We start from the raw sequence: 16192 nt of genomic DNA, 5'->3' as shown, positions 1-16192 counted from the left end.
TGTCTCCTGCGGGGCGGCTCAGCGCTGGCCGTCCCAGTTCACGAAGTTTTTCAGCAGAGTCAGTCCGGCCGGGAAGCTTTTTTCCGGGTGGAACTGGCTGGCGAAGATGTTGTCGCGGTAGATCATGGCCGCGAAGGTGGCATCGTAGGTGCAACTCGCCGCCGTGTATTCCGGGTGGGCGTCCACACAATAGGAGTGCACGAAATAGAAGCGGTCGCCGGACTCGATACCGTGCAACAGCGGGTGGTCGATCTTCAGGTCGACGGTGTTCCAGCCCATGTGCGGGACTTTCATCGGCAGGCCCTTGTCGTCGACCGCGCCTTCGCGGAAACGGCGCACCTCGCCGTCGAAATGGCCGAGGCAGTCGATGCCGTTGTTCTCATGGCTGTGGGCCATCAGCGCCTGCATGCCAACGCAGATGCCGAGAAAGGGTTTGCCACTGGCGATGGCGTCCGCGACCACGGTGTCGACGCCCTGGCGGCGAATCTCGGCCATGCAGTCGCGAATGGCGCCGACGCCCGGCAACAGAATATGGTCGGCCTCGGCGATGCGATGCTGGTCGCCGGTGACTTCGATGCGAGTGTCGGGGGCGACGTGTTCCAGGGCCTTGGCGACCGAGTGAAGGTTGCCCATGCCATAGTCGATGACGGTCAGCAGTTTGCGACTCACGGGAAAACAGTCCTGTCAGCTGGGGGCGCGCGCAGCGCCCGGTCGGTGAAGATTCAGAGTACGCCTTTGGTGGACGGCGTGATGCCGGCCATACGGGCGTCTTCGGTCAGGGCCATACGCAGCGCGCGGCCGAACGCCTTGAAGACGGTCTCGACCTGATGGTGCGAATTCTTGCCCTTGAGGTTGTCGATGTGCAGGGTCACCCAGGCGTGATTGACGAAGCCCTGGAAGAACTCGTAGAACAGATCGACATCGAACCCGCCGACGCTGCCGCGGGTGAAGGGGACGTCGTATTCCAGACCCGGCCGGCCGGAAAAGTCGATCACGACCCGGGACAGGGCTTCGTCCAGCGGCACATAGCTGTGGCCGTAGCGGGTGATGCCTTTCTTGTCGCCGACGGCTTCGGCCATGGCCTGGCCCAGGGTAATGCCGATGTCTTCCGCGCTGTGGTGGTCGTCGATGTGGTTGTCGCCCTTGCAGACGATGTCCAGGTCGATCAGCCCGTGCCGGGCGATCTGGTCCAGCATGTGCTCGAGAAAGGGCATGCCGGTGTCGAATCGGGCCTGGCCGGTGCCGTCCAGGTTCACACTGACCTTGATCTGGGTTTCGGAGGTGTTGCGTTCAACCGTCGCTTGGCGACTCATAATAGCGGGACTCTCTGTCGGTCGTCTCTGTGATGGATGCTCTTGCGAAGGCGCATTATATCGGTATGCTCCGCCCCAAACCACCCACGGACCCGTTCGAGACACTTACATGCCGGTTTTTCTCAAACCCCTGACCCAACCCGACGACGCCGAAACAGTCGAACTGAACAAGCTGGCCGATGAGCAGGACGACCCGGTCTGGCGCGATGCCTGGAGGGATTGGTGTGCCGGCGACGCCGCCATGCGGCTGTGGGCGGGCTGGTTCAACGACCACATCGTCGGGGCGATTCTGACCCGCGACCGGTGCATCGAGGGGCTGGCCGTACGGCGTGTGACCCGGGGGCGGGGCGTGGCCACCCGCATGATGACCCTGTTGCTGGAGCAGGGTGACTGGACGGTCCATCCGGAAATAGCCGAGGCGAGCCGGTCGTTTATTCGCCGTCGTTTTCCGTGTCCCCCGCGGGACGGATGATGGCCCGGTTTTTCCCGCTGGATTTGGCGGCGTACATCGACTGATCGGCCAGGTTCAGTAACTGGTCGACGCTCGCGGGCGCACGCTCCGGCGAGGACTCGACAATGCCGATGGACACCCCCAGGCAATACTCCGGATCCAGATCCAGCACCTGTCCGGTGAATTCACGCAGTGACCGGTGGCAGTGTTCGACTGTGTCGAAACGTTCCAGCAGCCGCTTGGCCACTTGTTCGGCCTGGTCTCCGGATTGCCCCGGGAACAGAATGACGAACTCGTCGCCACCGAGTCGGGCGATTACATCCTCGGTCCGGGTGTGTTGGTCGAGCAGTTTGGCGAAGCCCCGCAGGACCCGATCCCCCAGGTTGTGGCCGAAGTTGTCGTTCAGGTATTTGAAGTTGTCCAGATCCAGAAACGCCAGACAGAACCGGTAGTTCCCGTGCCGCCGTACGCGCGCCAGTTCCTCTTCGAGGCGCGGGTAGAGCGCTTGGCGATTGATCAGCCCGGTGAGCATGTCGGTCGAGGACAGGTGCTGCAGTTCCCCTTCGTGCATCAGTCGCTGAATCGCCGCCGCCAGTTGGGCGGCCAGCATGACGCTGGTGCGCAGCACCGACTCGTCGAAGCCCCGGTTGCTGCGCGTCATCAACACCAGATCGCCGAAATCGTGGTGCGGCAGGGCGATGCTGTTGACGTAGACATACCCCTGTTCGAGTTCATCCAGTTCCAGATTGCGGACATTGCACAGCAGACGGCCCCGCGTGAGTTTTTGCAGCGCCAGTTTCTGGTGCAGTTGTTCCGCGGTACGCTGCGGCAGCCCCTGATGCACGAACAGGGGGCGAATGTAGGGCTGCTCGGTCAGTTCGAGAGCGACATAATCGCAATCCAGGTGGGCGGCGAGTTGGCGGCAGATGGTTTCGATCAGCTCGCGCACATCGGTGGCGGCATTGGCCTGGGCGCTCAGGTGCGACAGCAGCCGCGTATCGCGCACCCGCTGTTGCAGGGTCTCCAGTTCACCTTCCTGCTCGGCCGTGCGCAACAGAGACATGACATCCACCGGTTGGGCCGCAAGCATAACGGTGTCCCGTCCGGGGTAGGCCATCCAGTCGATCCCCACCGTCGGCGGTTTGATCGACAGGCGATCCGGACCGGCCGCGTATAGGGCGATGCTGGTCGGCGGCCCGGGCAGGTCGGCGTTGTTGACCAGCAGTTCGTCGAGCTCCGCCACCAGTTCATCGACCGCGTCATAGTCCGCTTCCGAGCGTGCGAAGTGCAGCTTCAGGCAGGCGTACAGCAAACGCCCCTTGTTGCTTAAATCGGGCCTGCGATGGGTCATCTCCAGCAGAGTGTGTTGGGCGAGCACGCTGTGGCCGAGGTAGAAGCGACACAGGGCCTGGTGCAGCAGCAGGTCGTCCAGCGTGTGGTAGGGCAGAACGTGGAACCCCCGGATGCGACACAGCCGGATGGCGGTGTTCAACAGACGCTGGCATTCCGGCAGGTTGCCGCCGACGAAATAGGTCCAGGCCAGGTTATTCAGTGTGGCAGCGACCTCGTTGTAATTGGCCGTCAGTTGCAGGCTCTGCAGGGCCTGATGAAAGGTATCGCGGGCCTCGGTCAGATCCCCCATCTGCAATCGAACATAGCCGATGGCGTTGAGCACCGGCACTTCATGCTCGGCCGAACGCAGGGGGCCGCTCAGCCTGAGTGCCAGATTCAGGCAGGTCAAAGCGCGCTGGTTGCGCTGATTGTTGGTCTGCAATACCGCCATGCTCTGCAGCAACTTGACCGCCGCGACCCGATTGCCCTGGCGTCGGGCCTGACGCATACCCGACAGCAAGGCCTTTCTCAGATACCGTTTTTCGGTCGCATTCAGGCGATCCTCCCAGCTCACCTGGGCGAACCGGAAGGCGTAGACGGTATCGTCGTTGTCCTCCAGAGGCAGCAGGGCTTCCAGCCGGTGCTGGTAGACTTCCGGCAGGCGCCGGTGTTGCTGAGCGTAGACCAGAGCCTGCAACAGCAACCATTCCCGTTCGCGCAGCAACCAGTCCGCACCCTTGTCCGGAATGTATTCCAGGGCTGTGCGCGCATGGGTCGCCATCTGCTGGGCATCGTCCAGGCGATGTTTGTAGAGCGCGCACCAGGACAGACGCAGGTAGGCATCGAACTGTCGTTCATGATCCTGGCGCTGACGGGCGACCTCCAGCAACTCGTTGAGTACCGAAATCGCCGCGTTGTATCGGTCGGCGTAAAACTGGGCTTCGGCCTCCAGCAACATCAATTCGTCACGATGTTCATCGACCAGCAGAATCTGGCGCTCATCGAGCATCAGGCCGACCTGGTCGCACAGGTCCAGAGTCTCGCTGCGACACAGCAGGACGTGGTTTTCCAGCGCCTGCTGGATGAGGTTGGGAATGCTGTAGGTGTCGATCGACCGCTGGCCCGGCCAGTTCACGGGGTGACGGTCCAGGTCCGGCGCCAGGTCGATCAACCAGGGTGGGTCGTACTGGTCGTCGCCGACCCAGCGATAGTGCGGCAAGCCGTCTTCGTCGTGCTGGTTCAGTCGTTCCGGGTCGCTGGCGGCCAGTATCAGAAACTGTTTGGGCAACGTCTGACGGGTGCGTTCAAGCAGCAACTGCAGCGATGGGCTGGCGAAGTGGTAGTTGGCGATGGCGACCATTACCGGCCGTTGCCGGGTTAGATCGGCGATCAGGTCCAGCAGGTCCTGTTCCAGACTGATCGAATGCTGGACCACCTGGTCCTTCAGCCGCAGTGCGGGACGTCGCACGTAGCGATCGTCCAGTATTTGTCGCCAAATGGCGCGATTAGGCGGGTAAACGTCGACTTCGTCGAGCCAGCGATCGCAGTCGTCCACGCCACACCGGTCGTAGAGGTCGCGCAGGACGTCGATCAGCGGGTAATAGCCGAGCAGGGCCGCATCCGGACCGAGTTGGAAATAATAGGGATGTGCCTCGATCGTCCCCGCGAATTCCTTGACCAGGGTGCCGAAGCGCTGCCCGCCGGAATCGGCGAAGAGCAATATTTGACCGCTGTCGCTCAACGTCTGTTGCCAGGCGTTTTGCAGCAGCCTCAGCGGGAAACTGCGATTCATAACACGTCACATCCTGGTGTTCCGGCCTTGGAATGAAGGGTTTCCGATCAGTGGGCATGCGCTTGCAGTATAAACCAATTAAGCGCTTTAAGCAGATCGGGTGATCCGGGCTGGAACCCAGCGCACATTTCAACCGGACAATTCATCTCGCCTCCTGACAGGCAATTCAAAAAGCCATGCACCAATATGGTTCGCTATTCCTGTCATATGGTCCAAAATAGTGCAAATCAACGATTGAGAGCCCTGAAATCGTGCATGAAGGCCGCGTCATCCATGGCCTGCTTCTTGCGTACCACCCTGCAGTACCCCGGCGAACGGCGCCGGCTCTGCGGGAGGCTCATGCATCGATTTTCATCTCTCCCGGGATCACAGGACACTATTTGTGACAGACACCGATTTTTACCGCCAGTTGGTCGACCATCAGTTCACCGCGGTGATCCAGCTGGACAGCAAACTGATCGTCGAACACGTCAACCCGTCGGCCGAGTTGCTGTTGATCCGCTCGGGCAAGCAGATCGTCGGTCAAGCGTTTTACAGCCTGTTCGTCAATCCGACCGAGATCCGGGAGGTGTTGACGGCGGCGATCGACGACGGCACCACACTGTCGGTGCGTTCCGCGCAATGGCAGCTGGTGCACCGGGAACTGCTGACGCTGGATTTCATGGTCACGCCCTATGTGAAAGCGGGCGACCTGCACCTGATCGTCGAAATGCTGCCGGCGGACCGGGCCATGCGCATCAGCCGGGACGAAGGGCTGATCGAGCAAACCGAAACCACCCGACATCTGGTGCGCGGCGTGGCCCACGAAATCAAGAACCCGCTAGGCGGTATTCGCGGCGCGGCCCAGTTGCTGGCGTCCGAATTGCCGGACGACGCGTTGCGCGAATACACCCAGGTCATCATCGAAGAGGCCGACCGATTGCGCAACCTGGTCGATCGGATGCTGGGCAGTCACCAAGTCCCCAAGATGACCTCGGTCAGTATTCACCAGATCACCGAACGGGTGTTTTCGCTGCTCAAGGTAGAAGCCGGCGACCAGATCCAGGTGCTGCGGGATTACGACCCGAGTATTCCGGACTTGAACGGAGACGAGGCTCAGCTCATCCAGGCGGTGCTCAACGTCGCCCGCAATGCGTTGCAGGCGCTGATGGAGAACCCGGTTGAACACCCGACCATCACGCTGCGCACGCGTACGGTGCGCCAGTTCACCATCCGCCAGCATCGTTATCGACTGGTGGTCAAACTGGAAGTGATCGACAACGGCCCGGGCATTCCCCGGGAAATGATGGAAAAAATCTTTTACCCCATGATCTCCGGTCGACCGTCCGGTACCGGACTGGGTCTGTCCATCGCCCAGCAGATCGTGCATTACCACCGGGGTGTCATCGAGTGTGACAGCCGCCCCGGCGAAACCGTATTCAGCGTTTATTTACCTTTGGAGGGTGCTCATGACTCGGGCTAACCGTGTATGGATTGTCGATGATGATCGCTCGATTCGATGGGTGCTGGAACGCGCCTTCGACAAACAGGGCATGGAATGTCGCAGCTTCGAAACCGGCGAGTCCCTGCTGCGCAAGCTGGACCAGGAACCGCCCGACGCCATCGTCAGCGACGTGCGCATGGAAGGTATGGACGGGCTGGAACTGCTCAGCCGCATCCATGACCGGCACCCCAACCTGCCGGTGATCATCATGACCGCGCATTCGGACCTGGACAGCGCGGTGGCGTCTTTCCAGGGCGGCGCTTTCGAATACCTGCCCAAACCGTTTGACGTGGACGAGGCGGTCTCGCTGGTACTGCGCGCCATCGAACACACCCGCCAGAAACAGGCCTCGGCCGAACCGGCCGAAGCCCCCAAGAATACCGAGATCATCGGCGAAGCGCCGGCGATGCAGGAAGTGTTTCGGGCGATCGGCCGGTTATCGCAATCCAACATCACGGTACTGATCAACGGCGAGTCCGGCACTGGCAAGGAGCTGGTCGCGCATGCGCTGCACCGTCACAGCCCGCGCCGCGAACACCCCTTCATCGCCCTGAACATGGCGGCCATTCCGCGCGACCTGATGGAGTCCGAACTCTTCGGTCACGAGAAGGGGGCCTTCACCGGCGCCCAGGGTCAGCGCCGGGGCCGGTTCGAACAGGCCGATGGCGGCACCCTGTTTCTGGACGAGATCGGCGACATGCCGGCGGAAACCCAGACCCGGCTGTTGCGCGTGCTCGCCGACGGCGAATTCTACCGTGTCGGCGGTCATACCTCGGTCAAGGTGGACGTGCGCATCATCGCCGCGACCCACCAGAACCTCGAAGACCTGGTGAAAGAGGGGCGTTTCCGGGAGGACCTGTTCCACCGCTTGAACGTGATTCGCATTCACCTGCCGCGCCTGGCCGACCGTCGCGAGGACATCCCGCGTCTGCTGCATTTCTTCCTGCACAAAGCCGCCGACGAGCTGGATGTCGAGCCCAAGGTACTGAAGCCCGATACCGAAGCCTACCTGAGCCGACTGGACTGGCCCGGCAACGTTCGTCAACTGGAGAACACCTGCCGCTGGATCACCGTCATGGCCTCCGGCCGCGAGGTCCTGGTGTCGGACCTGCCGCCGGAACTGCTCGACGAGGCCCAGGCGCCGGTGGCGAGCGAAAACTGGGAGCAGGCCCTGCGCAACTGGGCGGATCGTGAACTGGCCCGGGGCGAGCGGCGCTTGCTCGACAGCGCCGTGCCGAGCTTTGAGCGGATCATGATCGAAACCGCGCTGAAGCACACCGCCGGCCGCCGGCGCGACGCCGCCGAATTGCTCGGCTGGGGGCGCAACACCTTGACCCGGAAGATCAAGGAGTTGGGAATGGAGACTGAGTCGGTGGCCGAAGAGGAGGATTGACGCAGCTGTCTGCCGCAAATGAGTAGGTTGGATTAGCGAAGCGTAATCCAACAATCCAATCGTGACGACATCCTCGCCTGGAACCCAGCGTCGGATTACGCCTTTGGCTAATCCGTATATGGTCTCCTCCCCGTTTGCAAGGCCTCAGTGCTCGATGTCAGGGACAGGTTTACGTCCGTATATCCGGCCTGTTTCACGAGGCGGCTTTGTCGCCTCTGGCCTTGATGGAAGATCCGCGCCTGCCGTCCTCATCGACCTAACGGCCTCCAGGGCCCTCGGATTAGTCAGGTTTTCGGCAGGCCGGTCTGACCTGTTGTGCCATCGATCGCTGTGACCCTCGCAACCCGCGGGAAGGCTATCCTCCGTTAATCGTCTACTTTATGTCGCTCGCTTGTTCGACTCGCTCCCTGATCAACTTATCCAGCCAGTCGCTCCTCAATCGGCCGGTACCGCTCGCCTCGGGCGATGATCACCCAAGCCATGCGGACCAACTTGTTTGCCAACGCCACCGTGGCCTTGTTGAACCCCCGCTGCGCTTTAACCCTCTGAACCCAACGGCTGAGCGGATCGCTTTTCCGGTCAACCCGCGACACCACCGCTCGTGCCCCGTGAACGAGTTGAGCCCGGACGTAGGGGTCGCCCCGCTTGCTGATCCCCAGCAGGAGCTCCTTGCCCCCGGTACTGTTCTGCTTCGGCACCAGCCCTAGAGCGGCGGCTGCATCCCGACCCCGGTGGAACTGATGACCATCGCCCATCCAGCTTTTGAGCACGCTGGCCACCATTGGGCCGACCCCCGGCAGCTCGTCCAGACGCTGGCAGACCTCGTCCTCCTTAGCCAGTCGTTCCACTTCCCGGTCGTACCAAGCCAGCTCCTCTTCTGCGTCCAGAAAGCGCTGGTACTGACGATGCAGCAACTCCCGAGCCCGGGCACTCAGCCCATTCTCGGCATCTTCCAGCGCCAGGGGCAACTCCTGGCGCAGCGCCGTTATCCCCTTGGGAATGATGACACCATACTCGGCCAGCAACCCTCGCAAGCGGTTGCTCATCCGGGTTCGTTCGTTGCTCACGCTTCGACGCAGTTTGTGCAACATCTGCACGTCCTGCTGCTCGACGCTTTTGATCGGCACCGGACGGATTCGACGGTGTTCGCAGGCCTCGGCAATCGCCATGGCGTCGTTGTAGTCGTTTTTCTGGCCCCGAAGGTAACCCTTGACGTGCTGGGGCGGCAGCAGCACCACCTCATGTCCCCGCGCCTGTATCTGACGGGCCCAGTAGTGGGATCCGCCGCAGGCCTCCATGGCGACGGTGCAAGGGGTCAGTTTCGAAAGCTGGTTCAGCAACTGCTTGCGGCGCACCTTGCGCTTCCAGCCACACTGGCCCTTCGGACCCAGCGCGTACAGCGCAAACTCATTCTTTGCGAGGTCAATGCCAATAGTTGTAACCTTTGCCATGGTCTCCTCCCACTCATCTCAGATAGGAATTTACTCCTTCCCTATCTTGGCGCATCGCGACGCCGATTAAGAGGGGAGGAGACCATCTCATCGACCTACTACCGATTCTGGCCCAACTTCCCTCTGAAACAATCTCTTTCCCCCAATTCACTGGATCCCTACCGGGCTAGGCCATAAAATAGCCGGCCAAACCCGCCCCTGGACCATTGGGAGTCGCAATGTCTGATATCAAGAAAGTGGTGCTGGCCTATTCCGGAGGTTTGGATACCTCGGTCATCGCCAAGTGGATCTCTGAAACCTATAACTGCGAAGTCGTCACCTTCACGGCCGATCTCGGTCAGGGTGAGGAAGTCGAGCCGGCGCGCGCCAAGGCGCAAGCCCTGGGGATCAAGGAAATCTACATTGAGGATCTGCGCGAAGAGTTCGTGCGCGACTATGTGTTCCCGATGTTCCGCGCCAACACCATCTACGAAGGCGAATACCTGCTCGGCACCTCCATCGCCCGGCCGCTGATCGCCAAGCGTCTGGTTGAAATCGCCAACGAGACCGGCGCCGATGCCATCTCCCACGGCGCGACCGGCAAGGGCAACGATCAGGTTCGCTTCGAACTGGGCGCCTACGCACTGAAACCGGGGGTGAAGGTCATCGCCCCGTGGCGGGAGTGGGATCTGAACTCCCGCGAGAAGTTGATGGCCTATTGCGAAGACCACAACATCCCGGTCGACTTCAACAAGAAAGGCAAGAAGTCTCCCTACTCGATGGACGCCAACCTGCTGCACATTTCCTACGAGGGCGGCATCCTGGAAGATCCCTGGGCCGAGGCCGAGGAAGAAATGTGGCGCTGGTCGGTCAGCCCGGAAACGGCGCCGGATCAGCCGACTTACCTGGAATTGACCTACGAGAAAGGCGACATCGTCGCCATCGACGGCAAGCCGATGACCCCGGCCGAGGTGCTGACCTACCTGAACAAGGTAGGCGGCGACAACGGTATCGGCCGTCTGGACATCGTCGAGAACCGCTACGTAGGCATGAAGTCGCGCGGCTGCTATGAGACGCCGGGGGGCACCATCATGCTGAAGGCGCACCGTGCGATCGAGTCGATCACGCTGGACCGCGAGGTGGCCCACCTGAAAGATGAGCTGATGCCGAAATACGCGGAAGTCATTTACAACGGTTACTGGTGGAGCCCGGAGCGCCGGATGCTGCAGGAGATGATCGATGCGTCCCAGGAGACGGTGAACGGTAAGGTTCGCCTGAAACTCTACAAGGGCAATGTTATCGTCGCCGGTCGTCAGTCGGACGATTCCCTGTTCGATGAAAGCATCGCGACGTTCGAGGACGATGCGGGTGCCTACGATCAGAAAGACGCCGAGGGCTTCATCAAGCTCAACGCCCTGCGTATGAGAATTGCCGCCAGTAAAGGGCGTAGTCCGCTCAAATAAGCCGACTCTGTGGTTTCTCTGGGAGTGGTTGAATTGGCATAGGTGCCAGTCGTTCGTGGTTGATGCCGGGCGCGCTCCTTCCGGGGTCGCCGTGGATACGTCCATGTAGGCTAGGCCACAGGATATGAATCCCATCCATGGGATTCACCCTTCGGGCTCGCTTCGCTCATGCTAAAACGCTCCCGGCGTTTTAGTCCATGCTGTGGACACCCCTCCACGAGCACCCCAGGCACCGACCACTCGCGTCGGTGCCTCCATTCCCATCCGTATTCCAGACATACAAAAAAGCCAGCAATGCTGGCTTTTTTGTATTTATGGACTTCGGAAGTGGCACGTCAGGAGGTGGCGAGGAGGCCGGGTGTTCCCCTCAGGGGATGTCCGCAGCAGGACGCTGCGGTCAAGCCTACATGGACGTATTTACGGCGACCCCTGAGGGGAATACCCGGCCTCCTTGCCTTGGCAGCATGCCCTAACAAACCACAGTCCCAAAAAGAGCACCGCCAGGTGCTCAGTATTTGGGTCAGTTGGGATTGCCATTCAGGTAAATATCGGTGTCCCGATTGCACAGTCGGCCGATCCAGATGAAGAAGACCCAGACCAGGGCGCCGAAGGGTAGGTAGCCGTAGTAGCCCAGCAGCGGCATTTCCGAGTAGATGTGGATGACGTTGACGTAGGGAATGTCGTATATCCAGTAGTTCGGGTTGGTCGGGTAACCGATGCTCGGGTTTTCACTGCCGTGGTTCCACATTTCCCACAAGAAACCGTTAAACAGCGACGACACCGCGATCAGGATGCCTGGTGCCCAGTTGCCCTGGGTCAGGCTGGTAAACGGGTTCCAGACGTTGAGGCGGAGCAGGGTGCCGGTGAGGACCGCCATGGGGCCGATCCAGATCGCCCAGAAGAAGGGGCGTGGCCAGAACACCATGACGACTGTGATGGCCAGGCCTCCCCAAATCAGCAGGTTGGCCGGCAGGGGAAGTTTCCAGCCATTCTGATAACGGGCGACCAGTTTGGGAAAGGAATTGAGCAGGCTGAACCATTCGAAAATGGCGGGCCAGACGGTGGTGTAGGCGATCAGGAACAGGATGACGATCAGGCTGTGGGGTAGCTCGCTCATATGGCCGTTCGGGTAGTACCAGTTGGCCAGGACGAAGTAGTCGTAGTATTCGAAATAGAGCCAGCCGCCGACGGAAATGAGCAGGCAGAACACGAACATCGCCGGTTTGGTGGCGATGTAGGACTTGCCGTTGTTGCGGTGATAGACGATGCCGTCGAGCATGACGATAAAGCCCCACCACATCGGGCTGAAGGCGAAATAGACCAGACCGCCGACAAAGGTGGGGCGTGCCCACATGATCCACCAGAACACGAGCATGAACACCGCGCCGACCCAGGTCCACCAGGGCAGTGGTTTGGTTGGCGTCGGCGCGGCCGGTGTGGCGCCCTGGAAGCCGAAGAGTTTCGGGAACAGGATCAGCGCCGTGACGATCAGTGCGAGCGTACCGATGATAATGAAGGCGAGCAGGCTGAAGCCGGGTGTGCCACCCACTTGTTCCGGCGGGAACACCCACATGCCGGGAGGCTGATGAGTGCCGGGGTAGGCGAACCAGGCGGCGATAAGCGGGACAATGAGGGTGAGGAGAAACGGCCAGAGCAATGGCCACTTGGGTGTTGGAGTCATAGGCGAGCATTCCTTTTTTGTGGTTTTTATTTACTCAAGATTCCGAGCCCACAGGGAGCTAGTACCGGCCGCCGGTGCGGGTTCCCGGCACCACGCGGAATTTTGTGTTACAAGACGATTCGTTCCGATCGGGAATCGACTTTGTCCGACCATTTCAGCAGCATGGTTTTCAGATCGTCCAGCCGAATCGGTTTGACCAGAACGTCATCCATGCCGGCCTCCAGACAGTCCTCCAGGTCATGGTCCGAGGCATTGGCGGTGAACGCGATGATCGGATTCGGGTAGCCGTTGCGTCGTAATTCACGGGTCGCTTCCAACCCGTCGATGATGGGCATTTGAACATCCATCAACACCATGTCGGGCATTTCCTGCTGTATCCGGTGCAGGGCTTCCCGGGGATGCTCGTACCCCGAACACTGAACCTCCAGTCGCTTCAGCATGCCCAGCAGCACCTTCAAATTGACGGTATTGTCATCGACCGCCGCGATGCGCAATTGCGACAGCAACAGGTTCTGATCTTCCTGTTCAGAGAGCACATCGGACGGGTGAGTCAGTCGATGGAGCTGGGTGCGTGCGTAGGGCAACAGGTCGATGTCCAGATTTCGGTCGTGCCGGTATTCGGAGTGGTTGAACCGATTGACCAGCCAGTGCACGGCCTGGCCCGAATGGAAGGCGCGAGCCAGTGTTTCATCGTATTGATCGGCGATCACCAGCCAGGCTTCCGGTGTTTTCGGCAGTCCTTCCGCCAGAGCTTCATGCTTGGACAGCATCAAGGTGACATCGACATTCTGCCGCGCCAGGTCCTGTTTGAGAATGGTGGCGTAGTCCTCTTTATCACAGACCAGACCGGCCACTCGATTAGGCAGGTTCGGCAGGCGCCACTCGCCGTTCATCTGCAATTGGAAATGAAAACGGCTGCCCTCACCATAGCGACTGCTGACTTCCAGTCGACCGCCCATCAAACGCACCAGCTTGGACGCGATTTGCAACCCGAGACCCGTGCCGCCGTATTTGCGGGCTATGGAGGCATCGGCCTGGGTAAAGGCGGAAAATACCGTGTGCAGTTTGTCGGTTTCGATGCCGATGCCGGTGTCGCTGACTTCGAAATACAGGTGATGTTCGTCCTGCCGGCGAACGATCAATCGAACGTCACCCTGCTCGGTGAATTTGAAGGCATTACTGAGCAGATTGGCCAATACCTGCTTGAGACGGTTTTCGTCGCCCACCAGCCGGTTGGGAACATCCGGAGCGATGTCGATCAGGAATCGTACCCGGTCGCGCTGGAAAGAGTTCTTGTAAATGCTGCTCAGATCGTCGACGGCTTCGTCCAGATCGAAGGATTCCTGTACCAGAGTGAGCTGGTCCGCGTTCATCTTGGCCAGGTCGAGAATGTCGTTGATCAGGTAGAGCAGGAAGTTCGAGGAAGCGTGTATCGCCTCGATGTGGCGGCTGATCTTGGACGGCAACGGATGTTGCGTCACCAGTTCCACCGAGCCCTGTATCGCGTTCAGTGGCGTGCGCAGTTCATGGCTGACATTGGCCAGAAAACGCTCCTTGGTTTCCAGCGCGTGGTTGGCCGCGAGCAAGGCTTCCTGAGTGGCATAAAGGCCGGCTTCCTTTTCGCGGTAGACCATACCCACCTGGTGGCTGATCACCAGCGACAGCAGGATCACCTCGACCGCGACCGCGAACAGGCCGAGATGCTCGATGAACAGCGTGTCGGCGATGGGCAGGGTCGATGCGCGTATGGAGATCAGCGCCGGCACGACAAAAGCAATGTTGGCGATGAGGTAAAAACGCGCTGTTCGATTGCCCTGAATCACCCTGACCACGCCCGCCGTAAACCCGTAGAGGGCGAAGACGCCGACGCCGATACGGTCCAGTTCAAGCGACCAGTGCGGTTGCACCAGAGCGATGATCCAGAACAGCATGAACAACGATATGATGCCGCAGCCGGTGTAGAACAGAATCCGGGAGGTGTGCCGGTTGATGTTCAGCAACACCATCACAAACGCAATGTACGCGGTGTTGGAGAACAGGATGGGCACGCTGATCAAAAAGAACTGGTGAATGCCGAACAGATCGCTGGCCACCAGCAGCGCGGCGCTGTTGTACAGCAGGTTGCCAGCGATGAAAACGGCGTAGAGTAGATCGCCGATGCGCCCCCGGCTGGTGCCGAGCACGATGTAATAGAAGCCCAGCGCGAAAAAGATCCCCATGCCCGCCATGGTCACGGCATTGCCGACCTTGATCGATTGCTGGTAGCGGGTCGGTTCGAACAGGGTCGGCTCCGGTTGAGCCAGGAAGAACGGGCTGTCGAGCCGTGTGATGATCTGGTACTGTCCCGCCGGCAGCGTCAATGTTCGCCCGTGACGCAGGAAGTAGGGATTCGGCGTGGTGTTCTGGATGCCACCTTCCAGTTGTGCGATGACCCTCCCGTCGGCATCGAGCACCCAGTGTTCGAACTGACCGATGACGGAGGAATTGCGGAAATCGATGACATACTGGCTGAATCGATCCGTCGAAACGGTCATCAGGTGCCAGAAAACGCCACCGCTCAGGGCGACGCCTTCTTCGGCCAAGCGCTCGGTGATCTGTGTCCTGTCCAGTTGTTCGGGTTGCCAGCTGTCGGGAAGGTCGAGCCAGAATCGCTCGGATACCGGTGAAGGGGTCTCGGCCCAGGCTGGTGCGAGGAGCAGGCAAAAGACCATCAGGATGGATGCCAGGCCAGTGAAGACGCTTGATAATGCTCTCATGCTCAATTCGGATACCAGGGTTGGAAACGTTTCAAGTGCCCTCACCGGTTGTTTGCACTCAGGGCCAGCCGCAGGGCATACAGATACCATGTTTACGGACAATCAACAAATTATTGACACTGGCTGGGCCGCTGCAAGCGCCTGTATTCCCGTCCTTTTCGGGTCCGGTGGGCCGACATGAACTGCCCGCTGTGTGGTGCATCCGAGGCCGATCATTGGCACCACAGGTCCGGTCGTGACTACTGGTGTTGCCGGACCTGTCGACTGGTGTTCGTCCCCGAGGACCAGCATCTGAGCCCCGAACGCGAAAAAGCCGAATACGACAAGCATGACAACGACGTAACGGACACGGGCTATCGCCGTTTTCTGTCTCGCACCTTCGACGCGGTCGTCCGGGCTGTGGCGCCCGACGCGAACGGACTCGATTTCGGCTGTGGTCCGGGCCCGGCTCTGGCCATGATGCTGGAAGACGCCGGTCATCCCACCGCCTTGTACGACCTGTATTATCACCCGGATGAAAGCGTCTGGGAGCGTCGTTACGACTTCATCACCCTGACCGAGGTGATCGAACACCTCGCCCGGCCGGATGCGGTATTGCCGCGCTTGTTTCGCCACCTGAAACCAGGCGGTTACCTGGTGATTCAGACCCAGCGGGTACTGAACCCGACGGCTTTTAGGCAGTGGCGATACATTCACGACCCCACCCACATCGCCTTTTACTCCGAATACACTTTTCAGTGGCTGGCCCGTTGGCTGGGCAGTGATCGGCTCGAGTTTCCCGACCGGGACGTGGCGCTGTTGCGTAAGCCCGTACCGGCCGATTAACAGACTCTTTAAACACAGTACGACGACAAGTTCGCGGAACCCCGAGAAGCGTGCTAGTCTGATTTCCGCAGGATAGCAGGGAGTCGGAGAGCCCCTCCGGGCGGTGCCGACCGCCTTGCGACAATAAAAACAAAGTAATGGGAGACCTCAATGAAAACATCTACTTTGCTTGCCTCTACTGTATTGGCCTCCGGCCTGATCGCCGGTCAGTCCATGGCCGGTGAAACCGTCGACTCCGTTCGTGACAAAGGCTACGTCCAGTGCGGCGTGAAC

General features: G+C 60.2%; 11 protein-coding genes. 5 read left to right on the top strand and 6 right to left on the bottom strand.

Features of this window, described 5'->3' with window-relative positions; all coding sequences use genetic code 11:
* Nucleotides 1-18: 18 nt before the first annotated feature.
* Together hisH and hisB are read right to left on the bottom strand one after the other, a co-directional pair.
* On the bottom strand, nt 19-669 hold the full coding sequence (hisH, locus tag IE111_RS02620) for an imidazole glycerol phosphate synthase subunit HisH (protein ID WP_189606920.1): 651 nt from the start codon (nt 667-669) through the stop codon (nt 19-21).
* Nucleotides 670-722: 53 nt separating this feature from the next.
* A complete protein-coding gene (gene hisB, locus IE111_RS02615) occupies nt 723-1313 on the bottom strand; it encodes an imidazoleglycerol-phosphate dehydratase HisB (protein ID WP_373300843.1) in 591 nt (196 codons plus the stop codon).
* Between the two features lie 109 nt (nt 1314-1422).
* Between hisB and IE111_RS02610 the strand changes: the two genes are divergently transcribed.
* Nucleotides 1423-1785, top strand: coding sequence for an acetyl-CoA sensor PanZ family protein (locus IE111_RS02610; protein ID WP_189606919.1), 363 nt, complete (start codon nt 1423-1425; stop codon nt 1783-1785).
* Here the strand turns inward: IE111_RS02610 and IE111_RS02605 are convergent.
* The gene (locus IE111_RS02605) at nt 1745-4888 is read right to left on the bottom strand and encodes a tetratricopeptide repeat-containing diguanylate cyclase (protein WP_189606918.1); all 3144 of its coding nucleotides are present in this window, start codon (nt 4886-4888) and stop codon (nt 1745-1747) included. The genes IE111_RS02610 and IE111_RS02605 overlap by 41 nt on opposite strands.
* Before the next feature lie 382 nt (nt 4889-5270).
* Between IE111_RS02605 and glnL the strand changes: the two genes are divergently transcribed.
* Both glnL and ntrC read left to right on the top strand, forming a co-directional pair.
* Nucleotides 5271-6350 (top strand): nitrogen regulation protein NR(II), encoded by a 1080-nt coding sequence (gene glnL / locus IE111_RS02600; RefSeq protein WP_189606917.1) that lies wholly within the window; start codon nt 5271-5273, stop codon nt 6348-6350.
* Nucleotides 6337-7764 carry a nitrogen regulation protein NR(I) gene (gene ntrC, locus IE111_RS02595; RefSeq protein WP_189606916.1) on the top strand — a complete coding sequence of 476 codons (1428 nt, stop codon included), beginning with the start codon at nt 6337-6339 and terminating at the stop codon, nt 7762-7764. Before glnL ends, ntrC begins: the two co-directional genes overlap by 14 nt.
* 416 nt (nt 7765-8180) lie before the next feature.
* Here the strand turns inward: ntrC and IE111_RS02590 are convergent, their stop codons facing one another.
* Complete coding sequence (locus tag IE111_RS02590; RefSeq protein WP_189606915.1) at nt 8181-9215, bottom strand: IS110 family RNA-guided transposase; 1035 nt, start codon at nt 9213-9215, stop codon at nt 8181-8183.
* 218 nt (nt 9216-9433) lie between these two features.
* Here IE111_RS02590 and IE111_RS02585 point away from each other — a divergent pair, with 218 nt between their 5' ends.
* On the top strand, nt 9434-10657 hold the full coding sequence (locus IE111_RS02585; RefSeq protein WP_189606914.1) for an argininosuccinate synthase: 1224 nt from the start codon (nt 9434-9436) through the stop codon (nt 10655-10657).
* Between the two features lie 520 nt (nt 10658-11177).
* Here the strand turns inward: IE111_RS02585 and IE111_RS02580 are convergent.
* On the bottom strand, nt 11178-12338 hold the full coding sequence (locus IE111_RS02580) for a mechanosensitive ion channel protein MscS (RefSeq protein ID WP_189606913.1): 1161 nt from the start codon (nt 12336-12338) through the stop codon (nt 11178-11180).
* Nucleotides 12339-12445: 107 nt separating this feature from the next.
* On the bottom strand, nt 12446-15094 hold the full coding sequence (locus IE111_RS02575; protein ID WP_189606912.1) for an ATP-binding protein: 2649 nt from the start codon (nt 15092-15094) through the stop codon (nt 12446-12448).
* 177 nt (nt 15095-15271) lie between these two features.
* Between IE111_RS02575 and IE111_RS02570 the strand changes: the two genes are divergently transcribed.
* Nucleotides 15272-15919, top strand: coding sequence for a class I SAM-dependent methyltransferase (locus IE111_RS02570; protein ID WP_189606911.1), 648 nt, complete (start codon nt 15272-15274; stop codon nt 15917-15919).
* Nucleotides 15920-16192 lie beyond the last annotated feature (273 nt).

This window comes from Saccharospirillum salsuginis, assembly GCF_014651855.1.
Lineage (GTDB): Bacteria > Pseudomonadota > Gammaproteobacteria > Pseudomonadales > Natronospirillaceae > Saccharospirillum > Saccharospirillum salsuginis.
This window is presented reverse-complemented; position numbering and strand designations above follow the sequence as displayed.